The sequence below is a fragment of the Bacillus sp. EKM501B genome, from assembly GCF_011800505.1.
In the GTDB taxonomy this organism is placed as follows: Bacteria; Bacillota; Bacilli; order Bacillales; family Bacillaceae_G; genus Bacillus_A; species Bacillus_A cereus.
Map to the genome: position 1 here is coordinate 268403 of NZ_JAALFZ010000001.1, position 14049 is coordinate 282451.

Genomic DNA, 14049 nt, shown 5'->3' on the forward strand with positions numbered 1-14049 from the left:
TATAAAATACTTATTCGCCAATAAACATATATAAGTTATTTGGCTTTATAACAGCATCTCCTGCATAAATAACCCACTCTGTTAAGTTATCAAAATCTAAATGATAACTATTTCCTTCACTCATATCTTCTATGAAATATGGTTCATTAATGAGTATTCCTTGAATGAAATCTTCCGTAATGTTTTGCATTTCAAACCACATATGTTCACTTTTTCCTTCTTCGTAGGAGACACCAAACTTAGCAAGGAAACGAAAATCTTCATTTGATTGTTCAATGTGAAAAATGTTGCTGAAATACCCAAAAGTATTTTTCGCATTGTAAGCCATACGATCGGTTTCACTATTTGTTTTATAGAACATGAGCCCTGTAGCTTCCTCGTGTTCTTTGAAAAAACTTTCAATATATTCTTCTGAAGTATTAAATTTGAATAAGAGAACAGATGGAGATTGATGGTATTCATCTCGGTCATCCATACCGCCTAAGAATGTATTTTGTGCATCTATTGGTTGTAGTTTCACTTCTTCATCCTCGATTGAAGATAATTGGTCCATACTCGTTTTATGCCCTATATAAGATAATCCTTTTTCCCACGGAACAGCGACTGTATGTATAGAACCTTGCTGACTATGCGCGATAACGATAGGCTCATTCATAGGGACTTGTCCATTCTCAACGGCATTATTAGCAAATGTTTGAAAGAGATCGCTAATGCCGTAGTAGGAAGAAATGCGATTTGGAATAATTAACTCTATTTCAGTTACGCCTGCTCTTAAAAGACCATGTGTATGAAACCAATATTGCGTAGGCTCACCGTCTTTATCGTCTTCATAAACGGAATGAATAACGTATAAGTCAGGAATATCAGGTAATAATTCATTTTCAACGTGATATTCAATATAGCTTCTAGATATCACTTTCATTGCTGCACTTGAATCGATTACAAATAACAAATCTGGGGAGAGATTCCATAAGAACTGTAACTGCTGGAAAAAGCAGTCCAGTACATCGCCTACAAATAGCGTACGAGTGAAAATTTCAGTGCCGAAAGCTGCATCTTCAAAATTACGATCTACGATTGTAGCATCTTGTCTATTGTACATTTTATATCCTTCTGGATCGTTCGGTTCATCAATATGCAGTTCATACGGTATGACTGTTTCACCCATATGTAATTCAACAATAAGGCTTGTCTCATCACTATAAACAATTTTTAAATCATCAACTTTAGTAGCGATCGTTTCTAGTCGCTGTTTTAACTGCTCAATTGTAATTCTAGTTGGTATAACGGCAATCATATCTGAAAAATGACGTTCTAATGTTCCATTCATAGCTGCGCGGTATGTTTCTGTTTGCACTTCCATCCAATCACTCCTATTCAAATGAATCCATTTTACATGCCAATAAACTTTCGATATTTTCTGTTTTCTCTCTCTAACATTATAGAGTGCATTCATAGAAGGTGTAAAATAATTATTTTGTATTGTAGTTTGAAAGCGTGTAAATTAAATAAATCTTTTGTAAAATTTGTCGAAATATCATTCTATATAACGAATCATTTGATATGATAGAAATGCTGAGAAAATATGAAATAGGGAGAGGAAAATGGCTGTGAAGAAATTGTTAAGTGTCTTTTTATCATTCTTGCTATTGTTTTCATTTACTGGAACTTTAGCGCAAGCAGAAGAAACTGCTTCTATGTCAGTAGAAAAAGCAATTCAAGTATTTAAGCAGCAAGGGAAAACGAAGGGGATTGTGGAAGGATATATTGTTGGATATACGCAAAGTTCTTCTAAATATACGAAGGATCCAGCTAAGTTTGATGATACAAACGTAGCAATTGCAGATTCACCAAACGAAACGAATCCAGACAAAATCATGCCCGTTCAGTTGCCAAAAGGTGATGTGAGAACGGCAGTGAATGTAAAAGATCACCCTGAAAATATCGGGAAGAAAGTTAGTTTGACTGGGACTCTTGAATTATATTTTAGTAACCCAGGTCTAAAATCAGTAACAGCTTATAAGTTTCAAGGTGAAGGACAAAACCGTGTTAGCGATGTAGTAGCTTCACCGAACGGTGGAGAAGTTGCTAAAGGAACAGCGGTAACATTAACGACGAATACAGAAGGCGCAACAATCTACTATACGTTAGATGGCTCTAATCCTACTAATAAAAGCGTTCGTTATAATGGACAAATTATAGTGAATGAAAATAGTGTAGTGAAAGCAATCGCAGAAAAAGAAGGACTTACTTCTTCAGCAATCTCGACATTTTCATTTATTATCGTAAATAATGAACAGGTTCGTATTCATGACATTCAAGGGAAATCACATATCTCTCCTTACAACGGGAAGAAAGTAAACAATGTGGAAGGCGTTGTCACAGCGCTTGATAAAAACGGCTTTTATATAGAAGATAATCAGCCAGATAATGATCCAGCTACTTCAGAAGGTATGTACGTATATAAAAAAGATGCGAATGTAGCAGTAGGAGATCTTATTCAAGTCGATGGAGTAGTAGAAGAATATGTTGGACCAGGATATGCAGAGCGATTTGAAACAGACTTAACGACGACTGAAATTAAAGCGAGCCGCGTTGCTGTAATCGCAAAAGATCAATCTTTGCCGGCACCGATTGTACTCGGGGAAAACGGTGTGAAAATTCCGGACCAGATTATTGATAATGATGCATTTGGTTTATTTGATCCAAGTGAAGATGCAATCGACTTCTATGAAAGTATTGAAGGTATGCGTGTTACGATGCCAACACCAAAAATTATTGCACCTCAGAAAAACGGAAATTTATATGTAACAGTAAAAAATGGTGGAGATAAAATAGTAACACAATATGGCACACCTTTATTAGATGAAAATCAATTAAACCCAGAGCGCCTTTCTGTAAAAGTACCTCGCGATTATGTAGCAAAAGTAGGAGATACTTTCACTGGAGATATAACAGGGGTAGTAGGATATGATTACGGTTCTTTCCGTATTTCACCAATAACAGAACTGCCAGCTGTGGTGGATGGTGGATTTAAGCAAGTAGGGGCAAATATTCAGCCACGTCTTGATAAGTTAACGGTTGCTACATATAACATTGAAAACTTCTCAGCGAATAAAAAAGAAACAACAGATGAAAAAGTAAAAGCGTTAGCGTATTCTATTAAATACAATTTAAAAATGCCAGATATTATCGGTGTAGAGGAAATGCAAGATAATAACGGATCAATTAATGACGGTACAACAGATGCGTCATTAAGCGCAAAACGTATCATTGATGCAGTTCTAGAAATTCGTGGACCGAAGTATGAGTATGTAGAAATCGCTCCAAACAATAATCAAGATGGAGGAGCACCAGGAGCGAATATTCGCGTCGGCTTCTTCTATAATCCATCACGCGTGAAATTAGCGACGGTACCGAAGTTACTTGATAAGAATGTTGTTCGTATTGGAGACGAAAATCCATTGTTTGAAAGTACACGTAAACCGCTAGCGGCAGAATTTACGTTCCAAGGACAAAACATTGTTGTCGTTGCAAATCACTTAAACTCAAAACTAGGAGATGCAACGCCATTTGGAAAAGTGCAGCCGCTCGTATTAAAGAGTGAAGACAAACGAATTCAGTTAGCACAAGAAGTAAATCATTTTGTGCAAGGAATTCAGAAAAAGAATACGAATGCACCAGTTGTTGTGTTAGGTGATATGAACGATTTCGAATTCTCTAAACCACTAAAAACACTAGAGGGAACAATCTTAAAAGATATGTTAAACACAGTGCCGAAAGAGAATCGTTACACGTACATTCACGAAGGAAATGCACAAGTGTTAGATCATATTTTAGTAACAAACAATATCGCACCACACACAATTGTAGACCCAGTACACTTAAACTCAAACATTATGAAAGAACACGGACGTGTAAGTGACCACGACCCAGTACTTGCTCAAATTGATTTGAAGAAGGCTTCTTAAAGTGGGGAACGCTTAGGTGACTAAGCGTTCTTTTTTTGCATCGTTATAGAATAGTATAAAGAGATGATTCCTTTTTTTGTAATCTAACGATAAAATTGATTGAATATTTAGTTTTTAATAAGGGGGACAACAATGCAGTTACAAATAAATGGAAAGGTAATGAATCAGTTTGCAATTTTTTTTAGTACGATCGTCATGCTTCAGTTTGTAGCTGATATAACAGGACTTACAAGCAATCTAGATATTACGTATAACTTAATACATACAGCAGCTTCTTATATAACATTTAGTTTGGCGGTTATTTTCACTTTAATAGGTGCAAGAAGAGAATTAAGTAAATATGCAATTGTTTCATTATGTTTAGTAATAGCGATTAAAGCGATTTATTTTGTAGCGGTTGTTATTTTATGGGGATTGGCTGGTACACCGTAAGTGAATAGTAAATAAAACCCTAATTTCCAATATAGTAAGGAAATTAGGGTTTTATTATACTTGAAACGCTTTTCTACACCGCTCTCTTTTTTGCAACCTTCTTCTATATTTTTTTTTATCACGTTTTACTCCTTGTATATACATGATTAAGCTAACGAGGAGGAAGAATGCACATTGTATTGTCAAAATATACGGCGACATGCCATGCAAAGGTTGTTTTGGGTCATATAAATGAAAAGGAGCTCCGCCTATTGTAGGGAATATCGTATTTAGCAGGACGTATGGAATGGAGGCAACTGCAAATGGGAAAAGAATCGCCATATAGTCCTTTTGTGACCACGCAGATGCAGCAAGTCCTAAAAGGGCCATTAAACCTGCAAATAAAAAATTAATTCCAATATATACAGTAATGTAAGTGAGGGGAGATTCGTAATATAAGTTTGCAAACATCCCATTATCATTTATAATGCCTGAACCAGCCGTCGGTTCTCCGTCTGGAATGGTTAATTTGCAAAATAATAACGATAAGATGAACGGAAATGTATAAAGAAGTCCGCCACAAAAGAATGTAACAATATATTTCGTTACTGAATAAGGGAACAAAGAAATCCCTTTACTTACAAACGGTTTAAAACCATCTGATTTATCCGAATTGTAACTTGTACTAAAGGGGAAACTGGCAATAACGGGCATTAATAATAAATAAACATCCATTTCATTGTCGCGAAATCCAATCCATTTAAAAGCTGTTGTTACAAACGCATCCGTTCCATCCCCAATGTAACGAATTACATAATAATAATGGTAAATAAAAATAAGAGCTAGTCCACTAAACATAATAATTAAAGAAACACGATTACAAAAAGCTTGCTTTATATTTAAACGAAGTGCACGCATCATGACTGAAAAAGCCTCCACTGTTTTGATAAACTTGTCTATTTTCTATATTACTATTAATTGTAAAGATTTTCTTGTTTTTTTATTTGATTATTTGAAAAAGAGGAATTTTGTTGTTGGTAAGTAAGGTTTAGCTGAAATTAATTTTTCTAAAATATGGTTGACAATTAAGTATTACATTTGTAATCTTAATTATAGATTACAAATGTAATACTTAGGAGTGAAATATACTATGACAAATCAATTACCTAAAATATCTGAAGCAGAATTAGAAATTATGAAAGTGCTTTGGTCGAATTCTCCGCAAACAGCGAATGAAATTATAGAAGAACTGGAAGATGCAATGGACTGGAAACCGAAAACAATCCGCACATTAATTAATCGATTAGTGCAAAAGGAAGCCGTTTCTTACCATCAAGATAAAGGGCGTATGTACGCTTATTACCCGTTAGTATCACAAGATAATTATTTGCAAGTGGAAACGAAATCTTTACTAAAACGTTTTTGCGGTGCAGCGTTTAAGCCATTACTTGTTAATTTCTTAAAAGAGGAGAAATTATCTTCAGAAGATATTAATGAATTAAAACGCATTTTAGATGAGAAGACAGAGGAGAATAAGAGGAAGGATCGATAAAAATGATAAACACGCTTATAAATGTATACCTTCCTCATTTTTTTGATTGGCTTATAGAAACGTCACTTATGGCTAGCATATTAGTCGGATTTATTTTATGTATAAAAGTTCTATTTAGAAATAAATTAACCCCCCGGTGGCAATATATGCTGTGGATCGTATTAATGATAAGACTCCTTTTACCGTGGTCGCCAGATAGCTCTTATAGCATTTACTCATTACTTTCTTATAGTTCTAGCGTATCGGAAGTTATTCCAAAAAATATGCCGGCTACTGAGAATATAGTGAACATAGAAAGCGACCGAAAAGTGGAATTGGAATCAAATTCTAAAATGGTGACAAAAACTAGCGAACCGGAAGTAAAAGTCAGTTCGGAAAAACAGACTACATTTTCTTTATACAAACTTGCTTTGTATGTGTGGCTAGCTGGGGTAATCATATTAGCAGCCATCACGTTTCTTACAAATAGACGTTTATATTCTTACATAAAGAAACAACCGGATATTACGGACGAACAGGTCACTACAGTGTTTAATCGCTGTAAGCAGTCTATGAAAATGAAGAAGGCAGTTTCATTACGTCTTGCAGGAAAGATTGCAAGTCCAACGGTTTTTAGTTTCTTTCGCCCGAAAGTATTACTATCAAAAAAACATATGAAAGTATTAAATGAACAACAATTACAATATGTCTTTTACCATGAGTTAGCTCATATTAAGAGAAACGATGTAGCTGTAAATTGGATTATGTACAGTTTAATCCTATTAAATTGGTTCAATCCAATTCTTTGGTACGCCTATTTTTGTATGCGAGAAGATCAAGAATTAGCCTGTGATGCATATGCACTTACTTTTATAGATAAAGAGGAACAAATTGCATACGGTCATACAATTATTACCCTTTTAGAACACTATTCCTATCAAGTACCAAGCCTAGCAAATTTAAGTAGAAATAAACGAACACTAAAAAGGAGAATCATTATGATTAAAAAATTCCAAAAGAAATCGTATCGTCTTTCTTTACTTGGAGTGATTGTCATAGTTGCTATAGCATCTCTTTCTTTATTCAACGCACGTGCAACGGAAGGGAAAGAAAAACAAAAGGATAAAGTAGAGCAGTCAAAGGATGCTTTCCAAAATGCTGTAGATACATTATTTGGTACAGAGGAAAAGGCGAGAAAAGAGTGGGGGATGTCAAAATGGCAATATGAAAACCGAACAGCCTTTTTATATCATGCTGAAAAAGCTTTAACAAAGGAAGAGTTTGAGAATTATGTGCAGTTATATAAAGAGGTATTGCAGATCGAGAAAAAAGGATTAGTTAGATTAAACTTACCCGAAAATTTCCAAGGGGATATAAAAGAGGTGAAAGAAGAGCGCTTAAGTACAGAAAATCGTGAAAAATTAAAAGAAATTCATAATAAAACAACTCCTTATGAGGATAAGGTAGGGAAATATTTAACATATACAGTTGAAGAAGTGCAGCAACATGTTGATTTCCAAATCAAGAGGCCAACTTATACAATTAAAGGATATACCCAAAAAGACGAAAGAGTGAATTATTATCTTAAGATAAAACCGGAATTCACTATTGAATTAGAATATACGAACGGAAAAGGAAATTATACAATTTCTCAATCGCAAGTTTTTGGGGAAAGCAAAGACCCATTTAGCCACCAGTTTATAGTGCCTGAAAATATAGAAAAGTACGAACTAGAAGGGAATCAAATATTCTACGCTACTCATCACTCGGATAGTAATTTACAAGGTATGAAGATGATTGTTCCAGCAAAAGGGAAAAATAGTGCATACCAAATCGTTATTATTAATCATAGTTTAGAGAACCCAGGAGAAGCAGTATTCGATAAGAATGTAAATAAAGAAGAATTAGAGAAAATTATGCTTTCTATGTTGAAATAGCAAAAAGGTGTTCTTAAGATGTATATCTCTAGAACATCTTTTCCTTTTCTCTTTTCTTCTGATAAACTATGGAAAGTATGATATACACTGACTGAAATTTTTTTATACTGGAAATAATAAAAAGAGAACTTGTATAGAATGTAAGCGTGTGGTAATATCAAAGATGTACTGATTGACTATATTATCCAATTGGTCATTTTTGGAGGTGACAATGTGGCGATAGATCGAAAACGTTCTATTATTGAAGCTGCAACAAAGTCTTTTTCAGCGTTCGGTTATAAAGCAACAACGATGGATCAAGTAGCGAAGTTAGCGAATGTAGGAAAAGGAACGATTTATACTTTTTTCAAAAATAAAGAAGAGCTATTTGGTGAAATTATTTCTAATTTAATTACAGAAATGAAGCAAGTTGCAGAAAGTGCAATTCGTTCAGATGTTTCATTTTTTGAAAATGTACATAGAGCATTATATAGCATCTTGGAATTTAGAAAAGAACATCAGCTCATGATTAAATTAATTCAAGAAGAGCGCGATATGGGAACGAAAGAAGTACAAGAAGTGATGCAACAAGTTGATGTGGAAATCGTTTCTGTTATTCAATCGTATTTAAAGATTGCGATTGAAAAAGGTGAAATTAGCAAATGTGATCCAGAAATTACAGCATTTATTATGCTTCGTCTATATGTATCGCTTATTTTTGATTGGGAAAAAAATCACGAACCGCTAGAAAAAGAAAAAATTGCAGAGTTATTTGAACTTTATTTACTAAAAGGATTGTCAAACTAAGATAATCCTTTTAATTTTATAAAAAATGACCAAATGAACAATACGGTCATATATTTAAGTTAAGGGGGGATATAGAAAAATTATAATCATAATAAGAAAAAGTTGCATAGTAATAAATTCGGGGATAAGGCATATGTATGAACAAGTATAGCCTTTTTGTTTGGGTAAAAATGACTATATGAACATTTTGGTCATTTTATAAAAGGGGGAGAAATTATGAAAGGGAATCAGTTACTTCGGAAAGAGTTCACGGAAATTATAAAAAGTAAAAAAATATTAATTCCAATTATTGCGGTCTTATTCGTACCGATTTTATATGCAGGGATGTTTTTGTGGGCCTTTTGGGATCCGTATAAACAGTTAGATGACTTACCAGTTGCAGTAGTCAATTTAGATAAAGGCGCAGTATTTGATGGGAAATCAATTGAGGTCGGAAAAGGGCTCGTTGATAATTTAAAAGATAATAAAAGTTTTAAATGGGAGTTCGTAAGTGAAAAAGAAGCGAAGAAAGGAATGGAAGGTAGAAAGTATTACATGTTAGTGCGCATTCCAGATGACTTCTCAAGTAACGCTACAACGTTACTAAAAGACAATCCAAAGCCATTAAACTTAGAGTACATTCCAAACGAAAGCTTAAACTTCTTATCTTCACAAATTGGAGGAACAGCCATTGAAAAGATTAAAACTGAAGTATCAAGCACGTTAACGAAAACATATGCAGAGAAAATGTTTGATTCCATTCAAGACGTCTCAAAAGGATTAGCAGATGGGGCGGAAGGAGCAAATAAACTACACGACGGATCAAGTGAGCTGCATGATGGTTCAAGTAAAGTGACGGATGGCCTTCATACACTTCAAGGGAAATCTGGGGAGATGAAGGATGGAGTTCAGAAATTAGCAGATGGATCTAATAAATTAGTAGATGGATCAGGCAAAGTAACAAACGGTTTAAATGTGCTAAATAGTAAAACAGGTGAAATGCAGGTAGGTATCGGAAAATTAGTAGATGGGTCAGGCAAAGTAACAAATGGTTTAAATACGCTAAATAGCAAAACAGGTGAAATGCAGATAGGTATAGGGAAATTAGTAGATGGGTCAGGCAAAGTAACAAATGGTTTAAATACACTAAATAGCAAAACAGGTGAAATGCAGATAGGTATAGGGAAATTAGTAGATGGGTCAGGCAAAGTAACAGATGGTTTACACGTATTAAATAGCAATGCAGGTATCGGAAAATTAGTAGATGGATCAGGCAAAGTAACAGATGGTTTACATGCATTAAATAGCAATGCAGGTATTGGGAAACTAGTAGATGGATCAGGCAAAGTAACAGATGGTTTACATGCATTAAATAGCAATGCAGGTATTGGGAAGTTAGTAGACGGATCGGGCAAAGTAACAGACGGTTTAAATACGTTAAATAGTAAAACGGGTGAGTTGCGTGATGGATCTGAGAAAGTGACCGGTGGCTTGAACAAATTAGTAAGTAAATCCGGTGAATTAAAAACAGGAACAACGGATCTATCAAATGGTATGGGAAAACTTGTTGAAGGGCAAAGCCAATTAGAGGAAGGTTCTCAAGCGATCCAAAAGGGATTGCAAGAGTTAAATAGTAACGTACAAAAGTCTGCTGCAGGCTTAGAGGAAATGCAGTCGAAAGTTCCTTCTATATTGAATACAGTAAATGAAAAAATAGATGGAGCTGGGGCGAATGTAAATCAGTTAAATGAACTTACACAATCAACAGCAGGAGATGCAAAAAATGCAGCACAAGAGGTAGCGAATTTACAAAAGCAAATTGAAAGTTTACCAAAAGAATATCAAGAGCAGTTACAGCCATTCGTAACAAGTGCTGTAAAAAGTACAGCGACAGTTCAGCAAAAAGCTGCCGGAGTAGCAGGTGGAACAAATAAATTAAATGAAGAAGTGAAACAATTAAAAGGTGAAATACATCAAACAACAAATGGGTTGCAAAAAAACTTACCAAATCCAGCAGGGATAAAAACTCTAGCAGGTGCTATTGAGAAACTAACGAGCGCACAAAATGAATTTGTTAGTAAGTTTCATGGATTTGGTGAGGGATTAGATAATGCAAAAATAGGTGCCGATAAATTAAAAGATGGATCAGTTCAATTAATTGATGGAGTAACGCAATTGCAAAGTGGCTCTGGAAAAGTGACAGCAGGATTAGGTCAATTATCTGCAGGAGTAAATCAATTAGCAGATGGGTCTGGTCAAGTAACAGGCGGTTTAGGAACATTATCTGTAGGAGTATCCAAATTAGCAGATGGGTCTGGTCAAGTAACAGGCGGTTTAGGGACATTATCTGTAGGTGTAACGAAATTAGCAGATGGCTCAAGCCAAGTAACAGGTGGTTTAGGAACATTATCTGCAGGAGTAAATCAATTAGCAGATGGCTCGGGTAAAGTAACAGGCGGTTTAGGTGCATTATCTGCAGGAGCAAATCAAATGGCAGGTGGTGTACATCAATTAGCAGATGGCTCAAGTCAAGTAACAGGCGGCCTAGGCCAATTATCTGCAGGAGCAAACCAAATGGCAGGTGGAGTAAATCAATTAGCAGATGGCTCGAGTAAAGTAACAGGCGGTTTAGGAACATTATCTGTAGGAGCAAACCAAATGGCAGGTGGCGTAAATCAATTAGCAGATGGATCTGGTCAAGTAACAACGGGCTTAGGTACTCTAAATGGTGGCCTAAATCAAATGTCAAATGGCTCAACCCAGCTAATCGACGGCGTAAATAAACTAGCAGATGGCTCAGGAAAAGTAACAGATGGTCTCGTAAAAGTAAACGACGGTTCAGGTGAACTTGCAGAGAAACTTGGCGAAGGAGCAGAAAAAACTGGTGAAATAAAAGGGACGGATAAAACGTATGATATGTTTGCAAGTCCTGTAAAAGTGAAGACGGAGAAAATGGCGGAAGTTCCAAACTACGGAACTGGATTTACGCCGTACTTCTTATCACTCGGTTTATTCGTTGGGGCATTACTATTATCAATCGTATATCCATTACGTGATACAGTCGGCGTTCCGAAATCAGGGTTTAGTTGGTTTATTAGTAAGTTCGGCGTACTACTATCAGTTGGTATTATTCAAGCGATAGTAGCAGATGTTATATTACTGTTCGGATTGGGTGTAGAAGTACAAAGCATTCCATACTTCATACTCTTTAGCATCATTACAAGTTTAGCCTTTATCGCATTAATTCAATGTTTAGTAACAGCATTCGGTGATGCGGGCCGTTTTATCGCCATCATCACATTAATTATGCAGCTTACAACAAGTGCTGGAACATTCCCGTTAGAGTTGATTCCGAAGTTTTTACAACCATTCAATGCTTGGTTACCGATGACATACTCTGTATCAGGATTGAAAGCAGTCGTATCGAGTGGAGACTTTGACTTCATGTGGCAAAACATAGGAATGCTCATGATCTTTATCGTTGTATTATCACTTGGAACAATCGCTTCCTTAACTTTGATGCACAAACGACAATTTAAAAATGTTGCTGAAAATCAATCGGTTGAAGCGTAGATAAAAGCACCTTTTTGGTGCTTTTTTATTTTAATAGAGGGCATCTTTTCCTTAGTTCATCTATAAATCTTTCTAAAAGCTATAGAAACGAAAGAAAAGGAATTACAACAATTTACAGAGAAACATAGGGTAGAGGAGTTGATATGATGAAAGGCAATCTTACTTATTATTTTATCGTAAATCCGCTAATAATCTTTCTTGTTTATGCCCTTTCACCTATATTGTTTGATAAAGAAGTATATACAAGTGTGAAAGATGCATTTGGAATACTCACGTTCTATTATGTGTTAATGGGTGGATATTACTTTATTGATATTTTAAGTGAAAAGATAAAGAAAAAAAGTGATGGAGGATAAAAAATGACTGAAAGTGAAATGAAATTCCGTGATACGACCATTCGTAACTTTTTCGATAAAGAGGATCGTTTAAAATCGATTCCAGGTCAAAAGAAGAAGAAACTAGTATTGTTAGAGCATTTAATTAGCAAGTTAGATGCTGGAAATCAATATACAGAAAAAGAAATTAATACATTTATAAAACAATATCATGATGATTTTTGTACAATTAGACGTGAATTTATTGTACATAGGTTTATGGATAGAGAGGATAATATGTACCGTATAAACGGGAGAGAAGTTTGGACGAAGTGGGAGGAGTTAAAATAATGAATCAGCGAGGGGATCCCCGCTGATTATAAGCCTGTGCTAGTCTTGCTGTTTCTTTGTAGTAAGTCTATGAACGCTTCAACATTCGAACTTGTAATGTATCCAAGCGTTATATATTCATCTTCATAGTAAAATATTATTTTTTTGTCAAAGATTCTTCTCTTCGTTTCTATGGATAGAATTTTTTCATAATCAAATTCGGCAATAAATGTGTTTTTATATTGGCTAAAAAAGAGAAGTCTTTTATTAGTAGCAAGTAACATGCCAGGATACGGGACTTTATGCGTAATCATATAGCCAGTAAGTGAACATTTTAAAGTAGATAAAATCTTTTCTTCTTTATGTAATAGTTGTTTTGCAGCTGTTAAGATTGGATTCATTGCATACATTCCTTTTATTTTGATGTATGAATATTGTATCAAGAGTAAAAAGATTCTCAATATGCAATATTGCATATTGGACGTTTTATAGTTTTAATATTATTTTTTAAAAGAAAAAGTACGAGGTGATTCAATGATACGATTAGCAAAAGAGGCTGATGCAGAAGCAATAATGAACATTAGAAAAGAAATTATATTATCGGAAAATACTACAAAGTTTTTCATAGTATCTCCAAAGAAATTACCGAATGATATTGATGCAGAAAGAGAAAAGATACGGAAAAGTAATGAGAAAGGTAATCTTTATATTGTGTATGAAGTAGATTATAAGGTGGTAGGCTTTTTACTTTTCAACCGATATGAACTAGAACGGTTACAACACGCAGGCACAATGGGAATGGGGATTAAAGAGGCGTATTGTAATCAAGGCATCGGCACGAAATTAATTGAATTTCTTATTAGTTGGGCTAAAGGGCAGAAAGGTTTAGAGAAAATTTGCTTAGGTGTAGTTTCTGTTAATGATCGGGCAATTAAAGTGTACAAACGTATGGGTTTTGTAGAAGAAGGAAGACAACGAAAGCAAATTAAATATGAAGATGGATCATATGGAGATGATGTATTGATGGGCTTTTATATTAAATAAAGAATATATGGTATTAAGAAAAGGAATGTACATAACGTAAATTTCTAAAAGCAGTATATTGCCCATGCATTAACAGACTTTTACCTATGTATAATATTAATATAGTAAAATCATAACAACCGATATTGCAGTTTCCAATAATATACTATATAATCAATTTAAGAAAACGTTTT

General features: G+C 34.7%; 12 protein-coding genes. 9 read left to right on the forward strand and 3 right to left on the reverse strand.

The window, feature by feature from the left end:
• Positions 1 to 10: 10 nt before the first annotated feature.
• Positions 11 to 1363, reverse strand: coding sequence for a DUF4026 domain-containing protein (locus tag HFD78_RS01425; protein WP_000453721.1), 1353 nt, complete (start codon positions 1361 to 1363; stop codon positions 11 to 13).
• Between the two features lie 241 nt (positions 1364 to 1604).
• Here HFD78_RS01425 and HFD78_RS01430 point away from each other — a divergent pair, with 241 nt between their 5' ends.
• Positions 1605 to 3971, forward strand: a complete 2367-nt coding sequence (locus HFD78_RS01430) for a DUF6359 domain-containing protein (protein WP_000279264.1) — start codon at positions 1605 to 1607, stop codon at positions 3969 to 3971.
• Between the two features lie 132 nt (positions 3972 to 4103).
• Positions 4104 to 4403, forward strand: a complete 300-nt coding sequence (locus tag HFD78_RS01435; RefSeq protein ID WP_001176848.1) for a hypothetical protein — start codon at positions 4104 to 4106, stop codon at positions 4401 to 4403.
• Positions 4404 to 4457: 54 nt separating this feature from the next.
• Here HFD78_RS01435 and HFD78_RS01440 read toward each other — a convergent pair whose 3' ends face one another.
• The gene (locus tag HFD78_RS01440; RefSeq protein ID WP_000984162.1) at positions 4458 to 5303 is read right to left on the reverse strand and encodes a hypothetical protein; all 846 of its coding nucleotides are present in this window, start codon (positions 5301 to 5303) and stop codon (positions 4458 to 4460) included.
• Between the two features lie 229 nt (positions 5304 to 5532).
• Between HFD78_RS01440 and HFD78_RS01445 the strand changes: the two genes are divergently transcribed.
• The 6 genes from HFD78_RS01445 to HFD78_RS01470 all read left to right on the forward strand — a co-directional run bounded on the left by HFD78_RS01445 (position 5533) and on the right by HFD78_RS01470 (position 12853).
• On the forward strand, positions 5533 to 5934 hold the full coding sequence (locus tag HFD78_RS01445) for a BlaI/MecI/CopY family transcriptional regulator (RefSeq protein WP_000184503.1): 402 nt from the start codon (positions 5533 to 5535) through the stop codon (positions 5932 to 5934).
• Positions 5935 to 5936: 2 nt separating this feature from the next.
• Positions 5937 to 7850: a M56 family metallopeptidase gene (locus HFD78_RS01450; RefSeq protein WP_098279806.1), complete on the forward strand. Its 1914-nt coding sequence runs from the start codon at positions 5937 to 5939 to the stop codon at positions 7848 to 7850.
• A 213-nt stretch (positions 7851 to 8063) separates the two neighbouring features.
• On the forward strand, positions 8064 to 8636 hold the full coding sequence (locus HFD78_RS01455; protein WP_000963381.1) for a TetR/AcrR family transcriptional regulator: 573 nt from the start codon (positions 8064 to 8066) through the stop codon (positions 8634 to 8636).
• Between the two features lie 216 nt (positions 8637 to 8852).
• Positions 8853 to 12188 (forward strand): YhgE/Pip domain-containing protein, encoded by a 3336-nt coding sequence (locus tag HFD78_RS01460; protein WP_191968049.1) that lies wholly within the window; start codon positions 8853 to 8855, stop codon positions 12186 to 12188.
• A 143-nt stretch (positions 12189 to 12331) separates the two neighbouring features.
• On the forward strand, positions 12332 to 12544 hold the full coding sequence (locus HFD78_RS01465; RefSeq protein ID WP_033667903.1) for a hypothetical protein: 213 nt from the start codon (positions 12332 to 12334) through the stop codon (positions 12542 to 12544).
• 3 nt (positions 12545 to 12547) lie between these two features.
• Complete coding sequence (locus HFD78_RS01470) at positions 12548 to 12853, forward strand: DUF2087 domain-containing protein (RefSeq protein ID WP_000140286.1); 306 nt, start codon at positions 12548 to 12550, stop codon at positions 12851 to 12853.
• A gap of 26 nt (positions 12854 to 12879) precedes the next feature.
• Here HFD78_RS01470 and HFD78_RS01475 read toward each other — a convergent pair whose 3' ends face one another.
• Entirely contained in the window at positions 12880 to 13233 is a 354-nt protein-coding gene (locus tag HFD78_RS01475) for a PH domain-containing protein (protein WP_001068217.1), read from the reverse strand.
• A gap of 133 nt (positions 13234 to 13366) precedes the next feature.
• Between HFD78_RS01475 and HFD78_RS01480 the strand changes: the two genes are divergently transcribed.
• The gene (locus HFD78_RS01480) at positions 13367 to 13876 is read left to right on the forward strand and encodes a GNAT family N-acetyltransferase (protein ID WP_000620018.1); all 510 of its coding nucleotides are present in this window, start codon (positions 13367 to 13369) and stop codon (positions 13874 to 13876) included.
• Positions 13877 to 14049: the final 173 nt, after the last annotated feature.